This is a genomic window from Acinetobacter sp. 22323, from assembly GCF_052044895.1.
GTDB classification, from domain to species: domain Bacteria; phylum Pseudomonadota; class Gammaproteobacteria; order Pseudomonadales; family Moraxellaceae; genus Acinetobacter; species Acinetobacter schindleri.
The window spans coordinates 26,005-48,433 of the sequence record NZ_JBQEOL010000003.1 but is presented as its reverse complement, the minus strand read 5'-3'; the positions used below and the strand labels follow the sequence as shown (position 1 = coordinate 48,433).

General features: G+C 45.5%; 20 protein-coding genes and 2 pseudogenes. 3 read left to right on the top strand and 19 right to left on the bottom strand.

Features of this window, described 5'->3' with window-relative positions; translation table 11 throughout:
• The first annotated feature begins 181 nt into the window (after positions 1–181).
• On the top strand, positions 182–1,381 hold the full coding sequence (locus ACTJIX_RS02650) for an NAD(P)/FAD-dependent oxidoreductase (protein ID WP_071321024.1): 1,200 nt from the start codon (positions 182–184) through the stop codon (positions 1,379–1,381).
• 30 nt (positions 1,382–1,411) lie between these two features.
• Here the strand turns inward: ACTJIX_RS02650 and ACTJIX_RS02645 are convergent, their stop codons facing one another.
• The 7 genes and pseudogenes from ACTJIX_RS02645 to eat all read right to left on the bottom strand — a co-directional run bounded on the left by ACTJIX_RS02645 (position 1,412) and on the right by eat (position 8,027).
• A complete protein-coding gene (locus tag ACTJIX_RS02645) occupies positions 1,412–1,564 on the bottom strand; it encodes a hypothetical protein (RefSeq protein ID WP_004814723.1) in 153 nt (50 codons plus the stop codon).
• Positions 1,565–1,688: 124 nt separating this feature from the next.
• On the bottom strand, positions 1,689–1,856 hold the full coding sequence (locus tag ACTJIX_RS02640) for a hypothetical protein (RefSeq protein WP_004814722.1): 168 nt from the start codon (positions 1,854–1,856) through the stop codon (positions 1,689–1,691).
• 68 nt (positions 1,857–1,924) lie between these two features.
• Positions 1,925–3,754, bottom strand: a complete 1,830-nt coding sequence (locus ACTJIX_RS02635) for a mechanosensitive ion channel (RefSeq protein WP_004891720.1) — start codon at positions 3,752–3,754, stop codon at positions 1,925–1,927.
• Positions 3,755–3,958: 204 nt separating this feature from the next.
• Positions 3,959–4,333 carry a hypothetical protein gene (locus tag ACTJIX_RS02630; protein ID WP_004814718.1) on the bottom strand — a complete coding sequence of 125 codons (375 nt, stop codon included), beginning with the start codon at positions 4,331–4,333 and terminating at the stop codon, positions 3,959–3,961.
• Positions 4,334–4,467: 134 nt separating this feature from the next.
• The gene (eutC, locus tag ACTJIX_RS02625) at positions 4,468–5,286 is read right to left on the bottom strand and encodes an ethanolamine ammonia-lyase subunit EutC (protein WP_071321025.1); all 819 of its coding nucleotides are present in this window, start codon (positions 5,284–5,286) and stop codon (positions 4,468–4,470) included.
• Positions 5,287–5,295: 9 nt separating this feature from the next.
• Positions 5,296–6,681, bottom strand: a pseudogene (locus ACTJIX_RS02620) (ethanolamine ammonia-lyase subunit EutB).
• A gap of 25 nt (positions 6,682–6,706) precedes the next feature.
• A pseudogene (gene eat / locus ACTJIX_RS02615) lies at positions 6,707–8,027 on the bottom strand (ethanolamine permease).
• A gap of 150 nt (positions 8,028–8,177) precedes the next feature.
• Between eat and ACTJIX_RS02610 the strand changes: the two are divergent.
• Positions 8,178–8,600 (top strand): hypothetical protein, encoded by a 423-nt coding sequence (locus ACTJIX_RS02610; RefSeq protein ID WP_004814711.1) that lies wholly within the window; start codon positions 8,178–8,180, stop codon positions 8,598–8,600.
• A gap of 177 nt (positions 8,601–8,777) precedes the next feature.
• On the opposite strand, the gene ACTJIX_RS02605 is transcribed toward ACTJIX_RS02610, so the two are convergent.
• Positions 8,778–9,539 (bottom strand): ferredoxin--NADP reductase, encoded by a 762-nt coding sequence (locus ACTJIX_RS02605; RefSeq protein ID WP_004814709.1) that lies wholly within the window; start codon positions 9,537–9,539, stop codon positions 8,778–8,780.
• Between the two features lie 85 nt (positions 9,540–9,624).
• Here ACTJIX_RS02605 and gigC point away from each other — a divergent pair, with 85 nt between their 5' ends.
• Positions 9,625–10,503 carry a LysR family transcriptional regulator GigC gene (gene gigC / locus ACTJIX_RS02600; RefSeq protein WP_004814707.1) on the top strand — a complete coding sequence of 293 codons (879 nt, stop codon included), beginning with the start codon at positions 9,625–9,627 and terminating at the stop codon, positions 10,501–10,503.
• 81 nt (positions 10,504–10,584) lie between these two features.
• Here the strand turns inward: gigC and ACTJIX_RS02595 are convergent, their stop codons facing one another.
• The 11 genes from ACTJIX_RS02595 to nuoG form a co-directional block, all read right to left on the bottom strand.
• Positions 10,585–10,947 (bottom strand): hypothetical protein, encoded by a 363-nt coding sequence (locus ACTJIX_RS02595; RefSeq protein WP_071321026.1) that lies wholly within the window; start codon positions 10,945–10,947, stop codon positions 10,585–10,587.
• Positions 10,948–11,149: 202 nt separating this feature from the next.
• Positions 11,150–11,443 carry a cold shock domain-containing protein gene (locus ACTJIX_RS02590; RefSeq protein WP_071321027.1) on the bottom strand — a complete coding sequence of 98 codons (294 nt, stop codon included), beginning with the start codon at positions 11,441–11,443 and terminating at the stop codon, positions 11,150–11,152.
• Between the two features lie 83 nt (positions 11,444–11,526).
• Positions 11,527–12,162: a uracil phosphoribosyltransferase gene (upp, locus tag ACTJIX_RS02585; RefSeq protein WP_004814701.1), complete on the bottom strand. Its 636-nt coding sequence runs from the start codon at positions 12,160–12,162 to the stop codon at positions 11,527–11,529.
• Positions 12,163–12,289: 127 nt separating this feature from the next.
• Positions 12,290–13,834, bottom strand: coding sequence for an NADH-quinone oxidoreductase subunit NuoN (nuoN, locus tag ACTJIX_RS02580; protein WP_440611142.1), 1,545 nt, complete (start codon positions 13,832–13,834; stop codon positions 12,290–12,292).
• A 3-nt stretch (positions 13,835–13,837) separates the two neighbouring features.
• Positions 13,838–15,451, bottom strand: a complete 1,614-nt coding sequence (gene nuoM / locus ACTJIX_RS02575; RefSeq protein WP_071321029.1) for an NADH-quinone oxidoreductase subunit M — start codon at positions 15,449–15,451, stop codon at positions 13,838–13,840.
• 1 nt (position 15,452) lies between these two features.
• Entirely contained in the window at positions 15,453–17,342 is a 1,890-nt protein-coding gene (nuoL, locus tag ACTJIX_RS02570) for an NADH-quinone oxidoreductase subunit L (RefSeq protein WP_071321030.1), read from the bottom strand.
• Positions 17,339–17,647: an NADH-quinone oxidoreductase subunit NuoK gene (gene nuoK / locus ACTJIX_RS02565; protein ID WP_004814693.1), complete on the bottom strand. Its 309-nt coding sequence runs from the start codon at positions 17,645–17,647 to the stop codon at positions 17,339–17,341. The genes nuoL and nuoK overlap by 4 nt, the downstream gene beginning before the upstream one ends.
• A complete protein-coding gene (gene nuoJ, locus ACTJIX_RS02560) occupies positions 17,647–18,165 on the bottom strand; it encodes an NADH-quinone oxidoreductase subunit J (RefSeq protein WP_171058617.1) in 519 nt (172 codons plus the stop codon). The genes nuoK and nuoJ overlap by 1 nt, the downstream gene beginning before the upstream one ends.
• Entirely contained in the window at positions 18,165–18,707 is a 543-nt protein-coding gene (gene nuoI / locus ACTJIX_RS02555; RefSeq protein ID WP_004814689.1) for an NADH-quinone oxidoreductase subunit NuoI, read from the bottom strand. Before nuoI ends, nuoJ begins: the two co-directional genes overlap by 1 nt.
• A gap of 18 nt (positions 18,708–18,725) precedes the next feature.
• Positions 18,726–19,742 carry an NADH-quinone oxidoreductase subunit NuoH gene (nuoH, locus tag ACTJIX_RS02550; RefSeq protein ID WP_004814686.1) on the bottom strand — a complete coding sequence of 339 codons (1,017 nt, stop codon included), beginning with the start codon at positions 19,740–19,742 and terminating at the stop codon, positions 18,726–18,728.
• 3 nt (positions 19,743–19,745) lie between these two features.
• Positions 19,746–22,424: an NADH-quinone oxidoreductase subunit NuoG gene (gene nuoG, locus ACTJIX_RS02545; RefSeq protein ID WP_004891706.1), complete on the bottom strand. Its 2,679-nt coding sequence runs from the start codon at positions 22,422–22,424 to the stop codon at positions 19,746–19,748.
• Between the last annotated feature and the right edge of the window lie 5 nt (positions 22,425–22,429).

Genomic DNA, 22,429 nt, shown 5'->3' with positions numbered 1-22,429 from the left:
TCTTTCTCCCTGGGCTTTCTATCCTCATGTATAAAACTATAGAAGCAGCTTTTCAGTATTTCAAATCAGTTGTGATGAATGTCTGATGAATATCTGTAATTCGATTTGCTTCAGGATGAATAGAGAAAGCTGAAATAAAATTGTCTATAATGCTTTCCTTTTCTTCTCCCTTGAGTGTGTCATGTCTTCCAAGCAATACGATGTTCTAGTCATAGGTGCAGGTGCGTCAGGTTTAATGACAGCATATATGGCTGCGCAACGTGGTCGTCGTGTTGTCGTGGTTGAAAAGGCCAATAAGGTCGGTAAAAAGATCCTAATGTCTGGTGGTGGGAAATGTAACTTCACCAACCTGTACGTCGAGCCGGAAAATTTTATCTCGCATAACCCACATTTTGTTATTTCAGCCCTGACCCGTTATACCAATTGGGATTTCATTGGTATGGTATGCGAGTACGGTATTGAATATGAAGAGCGTAAGCATGGGCAGCTGTTTACGCTGAATGGCGCCAAAGAAATTCTGGCAATGCTGCTGTCTGAATGTGATAAGACCGGTCTGGTCGACATTAAAACCAGTTGTGAAGTCAAAGCAGTCAACGCGGTAGATAATCAAGGTTTCCAGGTTGCAACGTCCTTGGGATATTTTGAAGTTGAATCTGTAGTGGTGGCTTCCGGTGGCCTGTCAATTCCGACACTGGGTGGTTCTGGTATTGGCTATGAGATTGCCAAGCAATTTGGGCACTATATCTATCCGACCCGTGCCGGTCTAGTGCCATTTACCTTCTCGGATAATTTTAAAGAAGTTACGACGCGCTTAAGTGGTAATGCGGTAGAAGCAACTTTATCCAATGAGCTGAACAGCTTTACTGAAGCCCTGCTGTTTACCCATCGTGGCCTAAGTGGTCCAAGTTCGTTGCAATTGTCTAACTACTGGGACGTGGGTCAAAGCTTTAAGGTCGATTTCCTGCCAAGTGTGGATCTGTTTGATTTCTTCAAATCCAGAAAACAAAGCCAGCCAAAAGTCTTGTTACGGACCCTACTCACCGAGCACTTACCCAAAAGTGTGGTACTGGAATTACAGAATCTGATCTGGACTGAGGTTACAGAAACCTCGATTGGCAATATCAGTGACGATAAACTGGAACAGATCGCCAAACGTTTGCACAGCTTTGAAGTGAAACCATCAGGCACCGAAGGCTATCGTACTGCCGAAGTAACGCTAGGGGGTGTAGATACGACTGAAGTTTCTTCCAAGACCATGGAAAGCAAGAAACAAAAAGGTTTGTTCTTTGTCGGTGAAATTCTGGATGTTACCGGACATCTGGGTGGATTTAATTTCCAATGGGCATGGTCATCGGCGCATGCCGCATCAGAATATGTTTAATTTATAAATACTCTAAAGTCAGTCTCAAGTTCACTCTAGATAGTCTGTTTTAAACAGCTTAAGATTGGCCGTATTTTCAAGACGGTCAATCGTCAGCTGCATTTTTCGGCCGGCTTCTTGCAGATAATATGGTGCTGCATTTGCAGTAGAGCTAATAAATTTAGACTGTTTTAATTTCCACATATTGTTGATCTCCTTTGTCTTTATATTATTAATGCAATAAGAATACCAAAATTAATTTAGTATTCATTTGAATATTCTATATTTTCAACATGACAATTCTATTTCAACGAATTAACAGGATTTTTCAGTTAAATTCGTCTGTATCCGGTATATTCTTTTCCAGCGCTTGTTCAGAGCGCTTATCTGCTTTGCTCTTAACAAAGATAAATCTATAGGCAGCAGTAAAAAAGCCAATCGTAATTCCTGCAATCACTAAAGGTGCTAGAACTTTATTCGGTTTTTTTGCATTCATTCATTTTTCCTCATGACTGAACAAAATCGACCACTTAAGCGTGGCCGATTTTATTTGATTGGAACAGGTTAATTCAGGTCATCTTTCTTTGGACGACTATCGACATTCGGTTCGTCTTCACCTGTAGAGCCAAATGGATTATTAGCTGGTGGATGAGTTGGATCGACGTCGAGTGAGTCCGGTACAGCCTGATCTATATCTGGAGTAACCTGATCAATACCCGATGCTTCATCATCCTGCGGTGCAGTAGTAAGTGATGCAGGGGTACTATTCGATAAGTCCGTACGCATTGGCGCATTGTCATCATTCTGACCTGGAGTAGGCACGATACTCGCTCCTGTTGTAGTAGCTGGTTCAGTCGCAGAAGTCGCACTACCTGAACCAAAAGCTGAAGTCATGATATCAGTATCTTTTTTCAAGGGATTTGGTTCTTTGCCTTCACGTTTGGCTTTATCAATCAAATCCGTCAGAACACGTTCTGCCGGCTGACGACCACCAAGACCGAATGCCAGAGCAAAAGCCACTGCTACTGCGCCCAGAGTCAGACCGAATGCAAGGTTTACAATCGAATCGGCAATGCCCATTGCGCGTAAGCCCATTGCAACTACCAGACCCATAATCAGGACACGAACCAGATTGGCTAACCAGCGTGAACTGTTATATTCACCGCGCTGCACTACATTCGCAACCACATTTGCCAGCCAGAAGCCAACCACCAGAATCACTGCGCCGAGCAGGATGTTCGCACCGAAGTAAATGAACATCGCAATCAGGCTACTTACCTGTTCAAAGCCAAGACGGTTCGCCGCTTCAGACACAGCAAACAGCATAGTGAACAGAATGATCAGGACGCCCACGACATGCGAAATTTTAGTGGTACCTAGGAAACGTTGTAAGTCTAGCTTGGCCGGAACTTCATCTACACCCGTACCTGCCAGAACTTCAGTAACCAGCTTCGCGACCAGTTTCGATACGACATAAGCCAGAATCAGAATCAGGGCTGCGGCAATGATATTTGGAATGGCATTCATTACCTCATACAACATCGCGGTTGCAGGTTGTGAAATCGCCTCAATACCGAGAGCTTCAAAAGCGATGATCAGCGCTGTAATAATAATCACAGCAAAGATGAAGGAACCAATTACTTGAGGAACATTAGAGTTCTTGAAGATGCCAACTTTTTCTGCCTGTTGCTGTACATTCAGACTACGCAATAAACCTTCTACAATGCCACGGATGATTTTCGCCAGAATATAGCCGACAAAAACAATCACACCGGCAATAAAGATATTAGGCAGATAACCAACCACATCATTGACCATGTTCTGAACTGGATACAGCAGACCGCTTAAACCCAGAATCGAGAGTACGATAGGCAGGAATAACAACAGAATCAGCCAGTAAATAATTTCACTGATATTCTCACTCAGTGGCTTTACACCAACTTCTGAACTGAGTTTTTCATCCAGTTGAGTGCGGTCAAGCAGCTTCTGTAGTCCCACCTTGACCAGATTGGCAACAATCCAGCCAATGAATCCGACAGCAATCGCAGCAAGCAATTGAGGGATAAACAGCAGGAAGCGCTGAATCATGTTACTGAACGGTCCACTGACATTGGTCAGATTCAGTACATTCAGTGCACCAATAACTGCCATAATCAGGATTAACCAGAAGACAATTCTTGTGATGATATTTTCAATATTGGAACGATGGCCAGTCGCATGGTTTAGCCGCTCATTGGTGCCAAGCTTTTGCAGGATTTTTTTTACGCCTGCAGAGACCAGCAATGCAATAACCCAGCCTATCAGCAGGATCGCCACTGCACTTAATATGGGATGAAACTGTTCCCAATAGTACATGGCATCATAACCGCCTGGGCCTCTCATATATTCATTCATGTTGTCATGCCCTCTATGGTTTTACTTTATTTATAAGTATTTACAGACTTCTTTTTTGGAAAGTTGTAAAGCCGTCTGTTATGCATTATTCACATTAGAATTGGAGCTTTTTTTATTCAATTGAGAAATGCACAACTACAACAAATCCGCACATTAGATTGCAAAAAAGCCCTGATTCTTAACCAGGGCTTTTTAAGAGGGTGCTTACTGACCAGCACCTCGACTAGATCCTTCTGAGTCGGTTGCTATACCAACATCCATACCTCCCGCTGTATCTTCTGCGGTGGCTTCAGTCGTACCAGTAACACCACTTAAGTTCGCAGGCTGATTCAGATCCTGACTACGCCCTTCCTCTGACTGAGCTGGGGTCGTATTGTTCATGGTTGCTGGTTGAGCTTGCGGATTTGGATGACCCGGAGGTGCTTCTTCTGGTGAAGGCTTAATATCGGCAAACATATAAAGTAGCAATGCCAGCAGGAAGACACCTACTAAAATTAAAATATAGACAGGAATTCTTTTCTTCTGCCGTGTATCTTCATCATAGCCTGAAGGTGGTGTTTTGTTGAAATCATTAGCCATAACCATCCTCACTGTTTTTTATTCATGTGTGGATTTCATCATAACAAGTTGATTTTTTAACTTGTGTGACAAAAATAAGTGAGATGGTGACGGCGTGTAAGTCTGTAACAGCGTAGAAGTTTCTACACTATTGGTTATTTAAATAATCCTTTGCCTGGCTCATGCCGAACTTCAACCAATGTTTCATGTTCATCTTTTAGCTGTACGCCCGAAAGCTGCAATGCACAGGATTTTTGCATGAGTGCGATTAAGCGTTGGATCGCCAGCGGATAGGACAGACCTGCCGGACGAACATTGGAGATACAGTTTCTGAGTGCATCATGGCAGCCTTTAAAAGCATTATAAGTATAATAAATTCCCATACTATCCGGAGAACTCAACCCTGGGCGTTCACCAATGAGCATCACCAGCATTTTGGCTTTTAAAATTTCTGCAACCTCATCTCCCAGTGCGACACGGCTACCCCGGGCAATAATTACAGGAGCTAACCTCCAGCCTTGTACTTTGCAAGCTTCTACCAAAGCAGGAATAAAGTGTGGTGTATTTTCTTCAATAGCACGTGCAGATAGTCCATCTCCCGCGACAATCACCACATCCCAAGTGTCATGATGTTCATTCCGGTATTGCTGTAACATCATTTTAGATTCATGAGACATGATACGGCCCAAATCGGGGCGTTTTAAATAGAAATCCTTTTCCACTGCCTGGCTTTCAATGTCTAAAATCGTTAGACCAGTCCTGCTTAGACTTGCTTTAAGTTGGTCAGCAGCAAGTGATTTAAGCACAGCATCTTTGGCTTGGGCATGTGCCAGCTGAAACTCCAGACTTGGTCGGGTTGGTAAACTGCCACCTGCCCGGCCTAAGGCTATACGCGCATCGGTATAGGCTTTGAGCTGTTGCCAGGGATTGTCTTGCAGCTGTGACTGAAATTGCACATCAGGAACCAGTTTCATCATCACTCCTTAAGACAGCATCAAACGGGAAAACTGTTTGGGTAATTCAGTCGGCCACTGCAACTGATGGGCTTGCTGAGAAAGAATACCCTGCTGTTACAGCCAGTGGTCAAATTCAGGCGCCGGTTTTAAGCCTAATAACTGACGAATATATAAAGCATCATGGAAAGAGGTAGTTTGATAGTTCAGCATCACATCATCTGAACCCGGAATCCCCATGATAAAATTCAGTCCGGCATTGGCGAGTAGAGTCAGCAAGATATCCATGTCATCCTGATCTGCATCGGCATGGTTGGTATAGCAAATATCACAACCCATCGGCACGCCGAGCAGCTTGCCACAGAAATGATCCTCCAGTCCTGCCCGGATAATCTGCTTACCGTTATACAGATATTCCGGGCCGATAAAGCCGACCACGGTATTGACCAATAAAGGGTTAAATTTACGTGCCACGGCGTAGGCACGTGCTTCCAGAGTTTGCTGATCGACCCCATGATGACCATTACTGGACAAAGCACTGCCCTGTCCAGTTTCAAAATACATCACGTTCTGACCCACTGTGCCACGTTTCAGGCTTAAAGTCGCTTCATAACCTTCCTGTAAAAGTTCCAGATTAATGCCGAAGCCGGTATTAGCTTTTTCAGTTCCCGCGATGGACTGGAACATCAGGTCAATCGGGATATTTTTATTCGCCAACTGAATCCCTGAAGTGATATGGGTCAGCACACAGGACTGGGTCGGAATCTGATATTCATGAATAATATGATCCAATAATTTTAATAACTCGGAGAGGTTTTGCAGGTTGTCAGTCGCAGGATTAATCCCGATCACCGCATCACCACTGCCATACATCAGCCCATCCAGGATCGATGCTGAAATTCCCATCAGATCATCGGTGGGATGATTCGGCTGCAAGCGGGTAGAAAGATGTCCTTCCAGCCCGATGGTGTTTCTAAATCGGGTCACCACCCGGCATTTTTTTGCCACCAGAATCAGATCCTGGTTGCGCATGATTTTACTGACCGCTGCCACCATTTCTGGGATCAGCCCCATTTTTAAGGCCGTAATTTTTTCAGTGGTGGCATCTGTACTCAACAGCCAGTTACGAAAATCCCCCAGAGTAAAATGCGAGATCGGATAGAAGGCAGCGGCATCATGTTCATCCAGAATCAGTCGGGCCACTTCATCCTGTTCATAAGGTATTAAAGCTTCATTCAAAAACTGCTGTAATGGTACTTCTGCCAGACACATTTGTGCAGCAACCCGCTCAGTTGCATCATGGGCAGCAATCCCTGCCAGCTGATCGCCAGACCGTTCAGGGCTAGCCTTGGCCATCAGTGTTTTTAAGTCTTCAAAAATATAGTGCTGACTGGCCACATTGATCTGATACAGCATAAGCATGTTCTCCCTTCAAGATGATTTATTTCAATTCCTTTTCTGCTGCCTCAATACGGGCAAATTCTTCTTCCGGTGTGCCTGCCACCAGATGATGACGGCTATACAACAGGAAGTAGAGAATCAGTACGACATAAATCGCAGCTGCCATTAACCAGACTTTTGGATCGACCAGGAAGCCAGCGACCACTGCAATGGCTGCAAGCACTAAAGCAATCGATGCCGTGACAATACCGCCCGGCGCTTGATAAGGACGTGCCAGATTTGGTCGAGATACTTTGAGTTTGATATAAGACATCATCATCAAGACATAGGAAATCGTCGCGCCAAAAACGGCCATCAGAATCAGCAGATCACCTTCACCTGAAAGTGACAGCAGAAAGCCAATAATCCCCGGAATAATGATCGCCAGATAAGGCGCATGATTGCTGTTGGTCAAAGACAATTTTTTCGGTAAATAACCGGCACGTGACAGTGCAAAAATCTGACGGGAATAGGCATAAATAATCGAGAAAAAACTCGCGATCAGACCCGCCAGCCCGACAAAATTCACAAAACTGGCCATCCAGGTATTAGACCCATAGACTGCAACCAAGGCATCGACTAGTGGCGCACCAGAATCTTTAAGGGCATTTGCACCAGCAGCACCTGGACCCAGAAGTAAAATACTGAGGGCAAAAAATGCCAGAATTAGCATGGAACCAATCAGGCCACGCGGCAAGGATTTGGCCGGATCTTTGGCTTCTTCTGCCGCTAATGGTACGCCTTCAACAGCAAGGAAGAACCAGATTGCATAAGGTACGGCCGCCCAGATACCGAGATAACCCAATGGCAGGAAAGTGCTGGCACCCGCCGCTTCAGTACTGACCGCAATATCAAACAGGTTTGCACTATTAAAATGCGGCAACATGCCGAAGATGAATACCATCAAAGCTACCGCAGCAATTGCGGTAATCACGAACATGATTTTAAGTGCTTCACCAGCACCTTTCAGATGCAAGCCTATAAAAGATCAGATAGCCACCAAAGGGACCAAAAGCAGTCCGGGCAAAACTATAACCCCCACCAGCAGTCGGCAGCATGGTCGACATTGCCGACATGGCCAGACACATGCATAAATACATCAATGCCACCACAACAGTGGCAATAAACATCCCGCCCCAACCCGCCTGAGCCAAACCAAAATTCCAGCCGGCAAAGTCACCGGAAATCACATAGGCCACCCCTAAACCCACGAGGAGCAGCCAGCCTACAGCACCTTTTTTCAGCTGTCGCAGGGCAAAATAATCTTCTTGTACTGTTGTTTCGGTGACGCCGGTATCGATGACACTTTTTGACTCTGACATAGCAACCTCTTTGTTTTTATCTTTGTTCCCTGAGGATATGCATAAGCCGTACCAGTTCATCCACTGTCTAGGGAAAGCAAACTGAATCGCTGCCCTATCGGTACGAAATGCGCTATAATCATCCACCTCCTATTTATACACTCGATTTTTATGGCGTATCGTCAACAAAGTGTATCGCTTGATCTTGACACTGACGTCACACATCAATGTGCGTTACACCACACCCGCGATCAGCATCTGATTGGAATTATTGAATTCAGCAAGCCAAGCTTTTTGCTGCGCTGGCAGGATCTGGAATATTTCCGTCGTCGTACCGAAGAAATGTCGGTGATGCCATTCCCGGACTGCGTGAATGCAATGATCATTGATGTGCGTAATGTCGCAGCTTGGCTCGACAATGACGTGCCGATCATTCCATGGCGCTTACTGGAAGAAGAATGTCCGGTACGTCTGGTCGTGCCTGCGGAACGCATCGAACATTATGCCGGTTTCTTTGAACCGACCTGGCTGACCTCTGATGTAGAGACAGCGATCCAGGAAATCCGGGACTTTATGGATATGTTTGTCCATTAAGAGATACAAAGTAAAAAGCCTCCGACATGGAGGTTTTTTTGTGTTTAAAGAAAATAAAAGTCCCCCTTTACCAAAGAGGGATTTAAGGGGATTCTGATTTCAAGAAATATTTTTTAACTTAATCCCTTCCCTTACACAGCGATGCTGCTCAACCCAAAGGACGAGGGAGAATAATGCTTACCAATAATTCTCGACTGCAATATTTCCTTCACCACGACGGTTCATGGTCAAGCCACGTGCTTTTAATGCTTCTTTGGTATCTTCAACCATATCCGGATTACCGCAGAGCATGACATGGCTGGTTTCAGGATTAAGCTGCATAGCTGCGGCTTTTTCCAGTTCACCATTTGCAATCAGAACCGGTAAACGGTCATGCAATGCTGCTTCAGGATCACGGGTAATAATTGGAATAAACTTAAAGCCGCTATGTCCTTCACCAAAGCTTTCTGCAATTTCCTGAATACGCTCTACATAAGCCAGTTCAGCTTGCGTACGCACGCTATAGACCAGATTAATTTGCTTATAGTTATTCCAGGTTTCAAAGTCTTGCAGCATGGATAAAAATGGCGCCAAACCTGTACCTGTTCCCAGTAACCATAAATCTTGTGGTAATGGCAGCTGGTAACGTGCCAGGGTCAGATAGCCATAAGGAATCTTTTCCAGGTAAAGTTCATCACCCACTTTAAGATGTTGTAAATTTGAAGTAAATTTACCTTCAGGCACCACGATTGAGAAAAATTCCAAGGTTTCATCGAAAGGTGAAGACACCACTGAATATGCCCGGACAACGAGTTCATCTCCTATCTTCAAGCCAATACGCGCAAACTGCCCTGCAGTAAACTTGAAGTGTGCAGGTCTGGTCATGGTGAAACTAAACAGCGTATCGGTCCAACGGTGTACAGATAAAACCTTTTCTAAGCTAAATTTTTCAATAGACATGATTCAAACGTGGCATCAAAGACTATGCTCATGGTAGCATGACAGCATAATTTATTAATATTTTTTAAATGTTAAGGCTCTATTCATGCGCATGACTCTACGCCAGTTGGCTGTTTTTGTAGCAGTTGCTCAAGAAGGTACCGTCACCAAAGCCAGTGATGCAGTCAAACTCACCCAAAGTGCGGCGAGTATGGCTTTAGCAGATTTAGAAGATGGTCTTGGCGCACCTTTATTCGACCGTCTAGGCAAGCGTTTACAGCTGAATGATTTAGGTCGTTTTCTTCTCCCGCAAGCACTGGAAATTCTTGGTCGCTGTGAAGCTTTTGAACAAGCTGCTAAAGGTGAACTGCAAAGCATTGACCTGCGTCTCGGTGCGACCCTGACCATTTCCGACTATCTGATGCCAGACCTAATGGCGGATTTTTTAAAAATCCAGCCACAGGCACACTTGCAACTTCAGGTGGGTAATACTCGCCAGATGATTGAAGCCGTCAACCAGTTCCAGCTGGATCTTGCGCTGATTGAAGGTTCCTGCCACTTGCCACAGCTGCAATGTATCCATTGGCGTGATGATGAACTCGCTGTGTGCTGTGCTCCGGATCATCCACTTGCTCAGTTAAACCGTCCACTGACTGCCGAAGACTTTAAATCTGTAGAATGGATTCTTCGTGAAGAAGGTTCAGGCACGCGCGAAGTCTTTGACAATGCCATTCTGCAAGATGTTCCAGATGCTAATATCCGTTTGACACTCGGTCATAACGAGGCAATTCTGAAGATAGTGGCAGGTGGCATAGGTATGTCCTGTATTTCTAAACTGGCAATTGAACCTTTACGTGAAAAAGGTCAGTTGGTGATTCTTGATACACCCTTCTGGTCTCTGACCCGTCCATTATTTATGCTGGTACACCGTCAGAAGTATCAAGGCCCAGGTTTAAAAGCTTTTATGAAATTCTGTGAAGCCTAAATTTCTGTTCAAATTAAAAAAGCGCCTTAAGGCGCTTTTTTAAGAATGGGACAAATATCTTATTAAAAACTGAAGACTGACCTAAATTTCTCCAAATATCATGAAGCCAAGCGCTGATACAAAAGCCAGCCAGAGTGTAGGACTAAAGAAAATACTGTTACGTACTGGAACAGCCACCATGGCAGGTGCTAGAGATGGTAGTACGACTACTTCAGGAACAAATTCCTGTTGGGGTTTGATATCTAGACGCACCATATTGTCCAATTGAATCTTATTCTGCTCTTCAATGATTCTGAATTTAAGCCGCTCTCCAACTTGAGGCATTATTTCAGGTGAAGGTAATTGCTGTAACTGGAAACCTAACTCCTGTGCCGTGTTTGCCAGTTCAATGCTTCCGGTCCCGCTTAGGGAGTCATAGGTTTTAACTCTTCCATCTGTAAACATGATATATGTCCCTGAATCATCATAGATGCGTATTTTAAGTGGAAGGCCATAAGATATATTGTGAGCTTTAGTAGGTATTTTATTGTTTTAGCAACATCGCATAGCATTTAAGTTAAAAAAACCGTTATAAAATTACATTAAATAAAAATCAAATAAAAAGAGGCTCTAAAGCCCCTTTTCAGTTTAAATGGAAAGTAAAAATTTAACGTTTTAAGCTAGACAATAATTCAGTGGTAATTGAAGTATTTACCGCGACAGCCTTGGCTTTTTTCGCTTTCTTGGACTTATCAGCTACGCGTTCAATTTTAATAGCTTTGTACTTATCACCATTTTGAACCACGTTAAACTTTACCCGATCATTACGCTTTGGCTCACCTGAGTCTGCAGGAAAATCCGAGATATGGAAAAATACATCACCTTCTGGAGATGAAATAAAACCAAAGCCCTTCTCTGCATTGTATTGTTTGACTTTGCCTTGATATTGTTCAGAACTCATTTACGTACCCTAATCTGACCATTATATTGTTCAGTATATAAAAAAGAGGCTATAAAAGCCCCTTTCCTGTTCATCTTCAAAAATCAGTCTTTTTGAACCGAACCAAAAATCTTGTCACCCGCATCGCCCAGACCTGGAACGATGTAACCATTTTCATTCAAGCCATCGTCCACCGCAGCCGTGAAGATCACCACATCTGGATGTGCTGCTTCAACACGTTTAATACCTTCTGGTGCAGCAACCAGTACCATCACACGAATGTCTTTACAGCCGCTTGCTTTCAGCACATCAATTGCAGCCACCAGAGAAGAACCCGTCGCTAGCATTGGATCAATAATCATCGCAATACGGTTTTGTACATCTGGTACCAGTTTTTTATAGTAAGTCCGTGCTTCTAAAGTTTCTTCATCACGCTCAAGACCCAGTACAGATACTTTAGCGCTTGGAATCAGGTTCAGAAAACCATCCAGCATACCAATGCCGGCGCGTAGAATTGGCACAACGGTAATTTTCTTACCAGCGATACGGTCTACAGTGACTGAGCCGTTCCAACCGTCAATTTCATGCTCAACAACAGGAAGATCCTTGGTCGCTTCATAAGTCAAGAGCATGGTCACTTCTTGAGCCAGCTCACGGAAGTTCTTGGTACTGATGTCTGCACGACGAAGTAAACCGAGTTTATGTCGGATTAAAGGATGACGGATTTCATGGATAGCCACGGGAGAACACCTAAAAGGTTAAAGATAAATTGCTGCTTATTATAAAGCGATTTTCGTTTTTATATAAATAAAAAAGCCCCCTATCGAGGAGGCTTTTTTTGTAATAACGTTCTAATCTTTCGATTAATTAGTTATAACCGCTTTGCACCAGAGTGAAAATGAACTGTTGAAGCTCAGGTGAGATTGCAAAGAAAGCAAACTTAGAGAATGCAATCATTGGATCTGGGTAAACACCCAGGATCAGTACCAGTGCAGCCACTGCCAGCACCATGATACCACCCACTTTTTGCCCCCAGTGATTTACAGCGTCAAGACGAGGCGTTTCTGGTGGAGTCATGTACATTACCACCATTACACGTAGGTAATAATACAGACCAATACCTGAACCCAGGATGACCATTGCAGCAAGGAACCAAGACTCGCCTGCTACCGCAGTTTTTATAACCAGGAACTTACCAATAAAGCCCGCTGTTAATGGAATACCAGCAAGAGACAGCATCATCACCGTTAATACAGCAGTCAATACTGGACGGCGCCAGAACAGACCACGGTACTCAGCCAAACTACCTGCTTCATCGGTGTTGTTGTACGGACTAGACATTAGGGTTACTACACCGAATGCACCGATTGTCGTCAACACATAAGTGATGATATACACATTCACGCTTTCAAATGTCGCGAAGCCCTGGATTTGCAGGAAGTCAGAGTTACGTGCAGAAACGATGGCAACCAGTACATAACCGAAGTGAGCAATTGAAGAGTATGCAAGGATACGTTTCAGGTTCACCTGTTTCACTGCCAGCAAGTTACCAGCAAGAATCGAAAGCACTGCAAGGATCGTAATGATGGTGACGAAGCTGTCTGCCAAGATTAAACCTGAAGACAATACATAACGTACAAACAGACCCAACATTGCTACTTTCACAACAGTCGCAAGGAAAGTTGCAACTGGTGATGGAGCACCTGCATATACGTCTGGTGTCCATTTGTGGAATGGTGCAAGCGATAGTTTGAATGCCACAGCAAAGACAATTAGCGCAAGACCGATTACCACAGCTGGCTGGCTAAATGCAGAGAACATTTTGCCTGGTTCAGCAGTGAAGTTCAGTGTACCTGTGTACGCATAGATGTAAGCCATACCCATCAGCAGCATTGCAGATGCAGTTGCTGACAATACCAGGTATTTCACACCCGCTTCAAGCGACTGAGAACGTTGATGTGTATACGCCAACAGGCCGTAAACCGGAATCGACATTAACTCAAGGCTGATGAAGAATGAAGCATAGTGCGTGCTTGCCACCATCAACATTGCACCCGCAACCGAACACAACATCAAGATGTAGAGTTCTTCGCGGTTGTCTTTATAGGTTTCAATGTATGCATGTGACAGTGTGCTACACGCAAGTGCAGCAATCAGAATCACAAACTGGTACAGCATCGTAAACGGATCTACGATGAACAGGTTCATCACGTTGGCAGGTGCAAATTTACCCGCCAACAGGACGAAGATCATATATAACGCAGCCAGGTTTAAACCAATAACTGTCGTCGTCGCAACCAGGTTGTGGTTACGCTTAACTGCTGTCACCAGCATTGCAACGATCGCAGTCAACGCCACGATCATCACAGGTGCTAGGGGCATAAGCTCAGAAAAAGACATTGTGAAGTTCATGGCTTATTGGATCTCCACATTTTCAGCTGAAACGGCAGCTTGCTGCACAGCATCAGCTGCTTCAGACACAGGAATGTAGCTATTTGCTAACCACGCCATGCTTGAGTTTGAAATATCAAGGAAGCTTTGTGGGTATAGACCAAGCCATAACAGACCAAACGCACAGATCAACAGGATTACCACTTCACGCGTATTTAAATCTTTCAGCGGATTCGTGTAATGCTGCTTTTGCTCTTCGTTTGGCGTACCAAACAGTGACTTGTGAATCATGATCAGACCGTACAGACCAGCAAACACCAAGCTGATTGCAGCAAGGATTGTATAAGTCGGATATTGACCAAATGCACCCATCAGGATCAGGAATTCACCGATGAAGTTACCTAGACCAGGAATACCCACCAACGCTGCTACGAAGAACATCAGGAAGAATGCTAAGTATGGGAACTGACCGCGCATCCCCCCCATTAGACGCATGTCACGTGTGTGAACACGTTCGTACACCTGACCACACATAATGAACAATGCCGCAGATGACAGGCCGTGAGCCAGCATCATGATCATCAGACCTTGGAAAGTCAGTACGTTACCTGCATAAAGTGCAAGTAGAACGAAGCCCATGTGTGAAATAGATGTGTACGCTAACAGACGTTTCATGTCGGTTTGCTGGAATGCACACCATGCACCGTAGAAAATACCAATCAGACCCAGAATGATCGCAATGTCTGCAAACTGAGCCGAAGCTGCCGGGAAGAACGGCATAACGAAACGCAGTAAACCGTACGCAGCAGTTTTAATCAGGATACCTGCAAGGTCAACAGAACCCGCTGTTGGTGCCTGAGCATGCGCATCCGGTAACCAGCCGTGCAGTGGGAAAACTGGAAGTTTGACTGCAAAACCGATGAACATACAGATCATGAAGGCATAAGCCAATGCTGGAACTTGCGTATCCAGTGTATTCGCAACGTCCAACAGGAAGTTGTAGTCAAAACGGATTTCACCAGTCATTGAGTAACCAGCAACCACCAGACCCAGGATACCAATCAGCATCACCAGACCAGCAACCTGTGTGTAGATGAAGAACTTGGTTGCAGCATATACACGTGACTTGCCTTCTGCCCCTTTATGACCCCAAAGCGCAATCAGGAAGTAGATCGGTACCAGCATCATCTCCCAGAAGAAGAAGAACAGAAACAGGTCAATTGCCAGGAACACACCAATTACGCCACCCAAAGACCATAAAAGGTTTAAGTGGAAGAAACCAACGTTTTTCTGAATCTCACCCCATGAACAGCCGACTGCCAATACACCAAGCAGTGCAGTCAAGCCAACCATCAGTAAAGATAAACCATCCACCGCTAGGTGAATGTTAATGCCCAGGGTTTGAATCCAAGGCAATTTGAACTCAGCAGCCCAAGAAGGTGTAGCACCGCCTAATTCATAAACATAAGTACCGTTCTGCCAGAGAACCACGGTTAACACCAGGGTTACCAGCATCCCGATTAACGCGATATAACGCGGTAGAGACTGGTCGAGCTTGTCGACCAACCAGCATACAAAACCTGCAATGAACGGAATGAGGATCAGAGCCGGCAAAATCATGTTGTTTGGAGCTTCCATTTTATTTCCCCACTACCTGAATCACGAGCAAGATCATCAGTAGGACAACGATACCGAGCCCCATACTAGATGCATATTCACGCAGTGAACCAGTTTGACGTGAGCTGGTAAAGCTGTGACCACCTTTTACAAGTGCAGGCAGTACTAACCACAAGCCATCAATTGGATCACGACCGAACAATTTCGCGAAGAATAAATAAGGCTTCACAAAAATCAGGTCATACAGTGCATCAAAACCAAGTGCATTGCGGCAAATGTTCGCAAGACCAGCACCCAGTGAAGTTTTAGCAAACGATTTCACTGCATTATAAGCAAAGGCAAATAACACTACGCCTAGCGCAAGACCTGCCAGTGCAATACCTACCGCAGTATATTCTGCAGTATGCATGCCATGCTCAAGTGCTTCAGGAATATTAAACGCAGGAACTTTAGCTGAATTCAGGATGCTTTCTACAGGCGCTTTCAGTGCTGCACCAACGAAAGTAGAAAGAACTGCAAGAATCGCCAATGGACCCCAGTAAGTCACACCCTTGATTTCGTGATAAGGGGTATTTTCTTTACCGAAGAATACAACCCAGATCAGACGGAAGGTATAGATTGAAGTCAGGAATGCCCCTGCAACACCTACCCAGTACAGTGAGTTATATACCGCAACTGATTGACCTTGTACCCATACCGCACCCAGGATGGCATCTTTCGAGAAGAAGCCCACAGTGATGAATGGAATTGCAGCCAATGCACCGCCACCAATCGCAAAACAAGCAAACAGGAATTTGTTCTTGTAGAACAGACCGCCCATCTTGAAGATATTTTGTTCGTGGTGGTAAGCCAGAATCACTGCACCAGAAGACAAGAATAATAATGCCTTGAAGAATGCGTGAGTCAGCATATGGAACAAACCTGCCTGGTAAGCTTCAGCACCAACAGCCATAAACATATAGCCCAACTGACTCATGGTTGAGTAAGCAAGGATACGTTTGATGTCTGTTTGAACAAGCGCAGCAAAACCAGCTACAAGTAATGTCACCGCACCAGTAATCGAAATGAACATCATCACTTCAGGCGCAAGTTCAAATACTGTGAACAGACGGCAGCACAGGTAAACACCCGCTGTGACCATCGTTGCAGCGTGGATCAATGCAGATACAGGTGTTGGACCAGCCATCGCGTCAGCTAACCATGTTTGTAACGGGATCTGTGCAGATTTACCTGCAGCTCCCAGGAACAACATTAATGCAGTCCAGATGGTCAGTGATGAGCTTTGAGTCATCACAGTCGCAGCATTTTCAACGATGTACTGAGTATTCAGCGTACCGAATTGCTGGAAAATCAGGAACATTGCGATCAGCAGGAATACGTCACCGACACGAGTCACAGTAAATGCTTTAATTGCAGCTAAACCGTTTTTCGGGTTCTCGTAGTAGTAACCGATCAACAGGTAAGAACACAGACCTACGCCTTCCCAGCCCAGGAACAATAACGCCAGGTTATCGCCCAGAACCAACAGCAACATGCTCGCAACGAACAGGTTGAAGTAAGAGAAGAAACGTGCGAAGTCTTCTTCACCGCGCATGTACCATGATGCAAAGATATGGATCAGGAAACCAACGCCAGTCACCATACCAAGCATTAACAGAGACAGACCGTCTAAATGCAAACTGATGCCAGGAGCAAAACCGCCTACATTGAACCAGGTCCAAAGATGCTGAACTTGAGCAACGGAACCGTTAGCCGTAAAGTCTATACCCGCGATCAGTGCAAATAATGCAGACAGACCTACGGCACCCACACCAATAATGGCTGCAACAGATTCAGGAAGCTTGTTACGCCCTGCCGCTAAAAGGACAAAACCAATGAGCGGAAATAAAATTGTTAGATATAAATAACTCATCCGCGCATCTCACTAGCAGCATCCACATCCAGATGATGGAAGCGATGATAGAACTGAAGGACGATCGCAAGACCAATACACGCCTCTGCCGCAGCCAGCGTCAGAATAAAGATGAACATGATCTGACCATCTGGCTGTGCCCAGGCACTGCCCGCCAGGACAAACGCTAAAGCAGCAGCGTTCATCATGATTTCAAGGCTCATTAGAATGAATAACAGGTTGCGTCGCACCATTACACCGTAAAAACCCAGTGCAAAAAGAATGGATGCAACGATCAAACCATGCTCTAAAGGGATGTTGCCCATTATTTATTGTCCTCTTCTGCACCTGGTTCACGTTTGCCAAGATGGTAAGCAGCAACAAGTGCGCCTAACAGTAACATCGCAGCAACTTCTACCAATAGTAAGTACTGTGTAAAGAGCGTTTGACCAACTGCTTTAGGGCCAACAATTTCCGCACCCATCACCAGAGATGGCTGAGCGTAATCTGAGTTCAGCACCCAAACCAAGATCAGACCGATCAGGAAGCTCATGAGCGCCGGGTAAGCCCAGGCACTTGAAGTTAACCACTTACGCTCCTGCTCAATGGTTTGTTCACCCAGGTTCAGCATCATGACCACGAATACGAATAAGACCATAATCGCACCAGCATAAACGATGATCTCAAGAGCACCGGCAAACGGCGCTCCCACGATCATGAACATGCCTGCAACTGCAAGAAGTGAAACAATCAGACTTAACAAAGCATGTACCGGGTTCGCGTTAGTCACTACACGAACCGTAGAGACGATGGCCACAAGCGCCATCAGATAAAACGGCCACATCATGGTAATAGACTCCGTACATCAACAGGCGCACTTTCACGCTGTGCTTGACCTTTCTCTTTACCAGTTACAGCCATACCTGTTACGCGGTAGAAGTTATAGTCAGGATATTTACCAGGACCAGAAATCAGTAAGTGTTCTTTTTCATAGACTAAGTCTTGACGAACATATTCACCGAGTTCGAAATCAGGTGTCATTTGAATTGCAGTGGTTGGACATGCTTCTTCACACATACCGCAGAAAATGCAGCGTGAGAAGTTGATGCGGAAAAATTCCGGATACCAGCGGCCATCTTCTTTTTCTGCTTTTTGCAGAGAGATACAGCCTACCGGACAGGCAACCGCACACAGGTTACATGCAACACAACGCTCTTCGCCATCTGGGTCACGCGTCAATACAATACGGCCACGGAAACGTGGTGGCACGATTTCCTCGGCTGGTACTTCTGGGTACAAGATGGTGTCACGTTTGCGCGTTGCATGGCTGAACACCATGAACAACGAACGAACGATTGACCCGAATCCAGCTAGAAATTTAAACATTTTGTTCTCCCTGCTGTCTTAGGCCTGATTCATCAGAATCACAGCACCAGTCACCAAAAGGTTAACCAACGCCAATGGCAAGCAAATTTTCCAACCAAAGTTCATCACCTGGTCATAACGTGGACGCATTAATGAACCACGTGCCAGTACGAACATCATTACAAAGAATGCTGTTTTGATAATGAACCAGAATGCTGGTGGAATGAATGAAATTTCCAGGTTGAAAGGCGCTAACCAGCCACCGAAGAATAAGGTTACGATCAATGCAGAGATCAGTACGACGTTGACATATTCCGCAACGAAGAACATACCCCATTTCATACCGCCATATTCCACATGGTAACCTTCAGCCAATTCCTGTTCTGCTTCTGGTTGGTCAAATGGATGACGGTGAGTCACCGCCACACCTGCAACCACGAAGATCAGGAAGCCAAGGAACTGAGGAATCACAAACCATACATCGCGTTGTGCTTCTACAATTTCACGCATGTTGAATGAACCAGCAATTGCCACTACACCCATCAACGAGATGCCCAGAAACACTTCATAAGAAATAGTCTGAGCTGCAGAACGTAAACCACCTAAAAGCGCGTATTTGTTATTCGATGACCAGCCACCGAACAGTACTGCATAAACTGCAATACCTGCCATTGCCATGAAGAACAACAGGCCGATGCTCATGTCTGCAACACCCAGGTAAGGTGAAACAGGAATAACCATGAACGACAGCACAGCAGTTGCCATCGCCACTGCAGGCGCCATACGGAAAGTCAGCTTGTCAGCAAATTTTGGTGTCCAGTCTTCCTTGAACATGATTTTCAGCATGTCGGCAACGATCTGGAACATACCACCTGGACCTACACGGTTAGGACCGTAACGGTCCTGCCACAAGCCCAGTAAACGACGTTCAATGAATGACATCAACGCTGCGATCAGTACCACAACCAGCAAGATCACGATCGCTTGAATGACTGAATAGGCAATTGGCCAGTTTTCAGCCCACAGCGGCGTCTGACGGATCAATTCTTGTTCCATGAATTATACTCCTACCGCGACTGAAACAGGCTCTGCAAGAGATACCGTCGGTGCTAGACCAATTGGGTAACCAATATAACCTGTAGGTAAATATTCAATCACTTGTACAGGAAGAACGATTGAAGTCTCGCCTGCTTTCACAGTGATCTTCTGACCGTCTTGCAGGTTCAAGCGTGTAGCATCCTGTTCGCCCACTGCAAATACTGCATCCGGAATACGTGATTCCATTGCTGGTGTTTTGATCGTGAATTCGCCAGAGGCAAAGATGTGATGCATCGGTACCAGACGGAAGCTTTCAGCGTTCACAAGCACAGGTGCTGGTGCAACGAAAGTACGCGCTGGACGTTTCGGTAACAGGTCGAACAGACGGATACCAGAATCACCACCTTTCAGATGACCACCCACTTTATCCTGGAATTTGTTCCAGGCTTGTGGAGAGTTCCAGCCCGCTGACCATGCAAATGGCACAAGTGGAGATGGAGTCTGGTCACCCACATAACCTTCCATCGAGAAGGTTAACGCAGTGTCTTGGTCAGTCGGCTGTTTCGGCTCGTGTACAGAAAGCGGTGCACGCATTGCAGTACGGCCAGAGTAACGACGTGGTTCACGTGCAACTTTCAGACCATGAACACGGAAGCCCGCGTCTGGAGCAACGTCTTGAATCGCTTCAAGTGCAGGAACATTTTTCGCTACTGCATCAATCACGTCATCAAGTACAGTCCAGGAAATTGACTGACCTTTCACACCAGTTTCAATGGCATGCAACCAGCGCCAAGATTCTTTGATGGCCAGTTCAGGATTGTAATAGCTTGGGTCATACACTTGGTAGAAACGCTGTGCACGGCCTTCTTGCGAGACTACAGTACCGTCACCTTCAGCAAACGATGCAGCAGAAAGTACGATATTGGCTTTCTTCACTGTCTCAGTTTCAGAATGATCAAGCACGATCACTTCTTTACCTGCCAGTGCAGCATCTACCTGAGCGGTTGGTAAACGACGGTAAAGGTCGTTTTCAACAATCACCACAGTGTCGTAATCTTGAGCGAATGCTTGCTCAAGACTGTGACCACCGAAGATTGCCAGACCCATTGAGTTCACTTCAGGAACAGTCAAAGTCAGACCAGCATTATCAAGGTTCTGTGCAACCTGTGCAGCAGCTTCCATAATCGCAGCGTCTTGCAAGCTAGTACCAGAAACAATCAGTGGTTTCTTCGCAGCTTTCAGCGTATCTGCAATCGTTTGTGCAAATGCTTTGGCATCGTCATCCAAACCAAGGATGCTTTCGCCTTTCACACCTGCCGCAATGGCAAAACCTAAACGCGCGATGTCATTTGGAGATGCAACCACTTCACCTGTTGCTACGTCAGCTAGACGTGTTTGTGTTGCTGCCAAAATGTAAATCGGAGATTTTGCATCTTGCGCAATACGTTGAACAGGCTCAGCCAGCCAGTCTGGTGTACGGCGCTCTGCCGCCATTTCTTTGCCTTTATTTTTCGCAGCTTGGCGAACAGATAAAGCCATGCGTGGCGCAGTTTGAGTCAGATCTTCACCCAGAATCAGAACAGCATCGTAACTTTCGATTTCACGCATGTTCGGGTTGTAAACACCCTCGGTTTGCATGATTGAAGCAGCCAGTTCAACCAGGTTTTGCTCTTTTTGAGACATACCAGTTGAGTAGTTGTCCTGACCAACTAACTCGCGTAATGCATAGTTGGTTTCAAGTGACGCACGTGGAGAGCCGATACCCAGAACTTTTTTGCCTTGGATATTTGCAATCACAGTATCCAGTGCAGTATCAACTGAAATAGTTTCTACGTTGTTACCTGTACGGAACTGTGGCTGACGTGGACGATCTTCACGGTTTACGTAACCTGTACCGAAACGACCTTTGTCGCACAGGAAGTACTGGTTAACATCACCATTGAAACGGTTTTCTACACGACGCAATTCACCATAACGCTCACCCGGAGAGATGTTACAACCTGAAGAACAGCCATGACATACGCTAGGCGCATACTGCATGTCCCATTTACGGTTATAGCGTGCTGAGTGAGTCTTATCGGTGAATACACCAGTCGGACATACTTCAGTCAGGTTACCCGAGAATTCAGATTCCAAAGTCCCTGATTCTGGACGGCCGAAGTACACACGTGATGCATTGGCATATACGCCAAAGTCGGTACCGCCAGCATAATCTTTGTAGTAACGCACACAACGGTAACATGCGATACAACGGTTCATCTCGTGCGCAATAAACGAACCAAGTTCCTGGTTGTAATGCGTACGCTTGGTGAAACGGTAGCGACGACGGTCATGCTGTGTCATTACTGTCATATCTTGCAGGTGACAGTGACCACCCTCTTCACAGACTGGACAGTCGTGCGGGTGGTTGGTCATCAAGAATTCAACAATCGAAGCACGAAAATCTTTTGCTTCTTTGTCTTCAATCGAGATATAGGTATTGTCAGACGCAGGCGTCATACATGACATGACCAAACGGCCACGCGTATCTTCTGGATTCGCGTACTGGGTCACAGCACATTGACGGCAAGAGCCGACAGAACCTAAGGATGGATGCCAACAAAAGTATGGGATGTCGATGCCCAGACTCAAACATGCTTGTAGCAAGTTCTCTGAGCCGTTGACTTCATACGATTTTCCATCGACATGAATTGTAGCCATAGTCG

Bases quoted from the DNA above. Each gene is read 5' to 3' on its own strand.
- ACTJIX_RS02645 (WP_004814723.1), bottom strand. From the start codon at position 1,564: ATGTGGAAATTAAAACAGTCTAAATTTATTAGCTCTACTGCAAATGCA.
- nuoK (WP_004814693.1), bottom strand. From the start codon at position 17,647: ATGGGCAACATCCCTTTAGAGCATGGTTTGATCGTTGCATCCATTCTT.
- nuoG (WP_004891706.1), bottom strand. From the start codon at position 22,424: ATGGCTACAATTCATGTCGATGGAAAATCGTATGAAGTCAACGGCTCA.
- nuoM (WP_071321029.1), bottom strand. From the start codon at position 15,451: ATGGAAGCTCCAAACAACATGATTTTGCCGGCTCTGATCCTCATTCCG.
- ACTJIX_RS02595 (WP_071321026.1), bottom strand. From the start codon at position 10,947: ATGTTTACAGATGGAAGAGTTAAAACCTATGACTCCCTAAGCGGGACC.
- ACTJIX_RS02640 (WP_004814722.1), bottom strand. From the start codon at position 1,856: ATGAATGCAAAAAAACCGAATAAAGTTCTAGCACCTTTAGTGATTGCA.
- eutC (WP_071321025.1), bottom strand. From the start codon at position 5,286: ATGAAACTGGTTCCTGATGTGCAATTTCAGTCACAGCTGCAAGACAAT.
- ACTJIX_RS02650 (WP_071321024.1), top strand. From the start codon at position 182: ATGTCTTCCAAGCAATACGATGTTCTAGTCATAGGTGCAGGTGCGTCA.
- ACTJIX_RS02630 (WP_004814718.1), bottom strand. From the start codon at position 4,333: ATGGCTAATGATTTCAACAAAACACCACCTTCAGGCTATGATGAAGAT.
- ACTJIX_RS02610 (WP_004814711.1), top strand. From the start codon at position 8,178: ATGGCGTATCGTCAACAAAGTGTATCGCTTGATCTTGACACTGACGTC.
- nuoL (WP_071321030.1), bottom strand. From the start codon at position 17,342: ATGAGTTATTTATATCTAACAATTTTATTTCCGCTCATTGGTTTTGTC.
- nuoJ (WP_171058617.1), bottom strand. From the start codon at position 18,165: ATGTGGCCGTTTTATCTGATGGCGCTTGTGGCCATCGTCTCTACGGTT.
- nuoH (WP_004814686.1), bottom strand. From the start codon at position 19,742: ATGGAACAAGAATTGATCCGTCAGACGCCGCTGTGGGCTGAAAACTGG.
- nuoI (WP_004814689.1), bottom strand. From the start codon at position 18,707: ATGTTTAAATTTCTAGCTGGATTCGGGTCAATCGTTCGTTCGTTGTTC.
- ACTJIX_RS02635 (WP_004891720.1), bottom strand. From the start codon at position 3,754: ATGAATGAATATATGAGAGGCCCAGGCGGTTATGATGCCATGTACTAT.
- ACTJIX_RS02590 (WP_071321027.1), bottom strand. From the start codon at position 11,443: ATGAGTTCTGAACAATATCAAGGCAAAGTCAAACAATACAATGCAGAG.
- ACTJIX_RS02605 (WP_004814709.1), bottom strand. From the start codon at position 9,539: ATGTCTATTGAAAAATTTAGCTTAGAAAAGGTTTTATCTGTACACCGT.
- gigC (WP_004814707.1), top strand. From the start codon at position 9,625: ATGCGCATGACTCTACGCCAGTTGGCTGTTTTTGTAGCAGTTGCTCAA.
- nuoN (WP_440611142.1), bottom strand. From the start codon at position 13,834: ATGAACTTCACAATGTCTTTTTCTGAGCTTATGCCCCTAGCACCTGTG.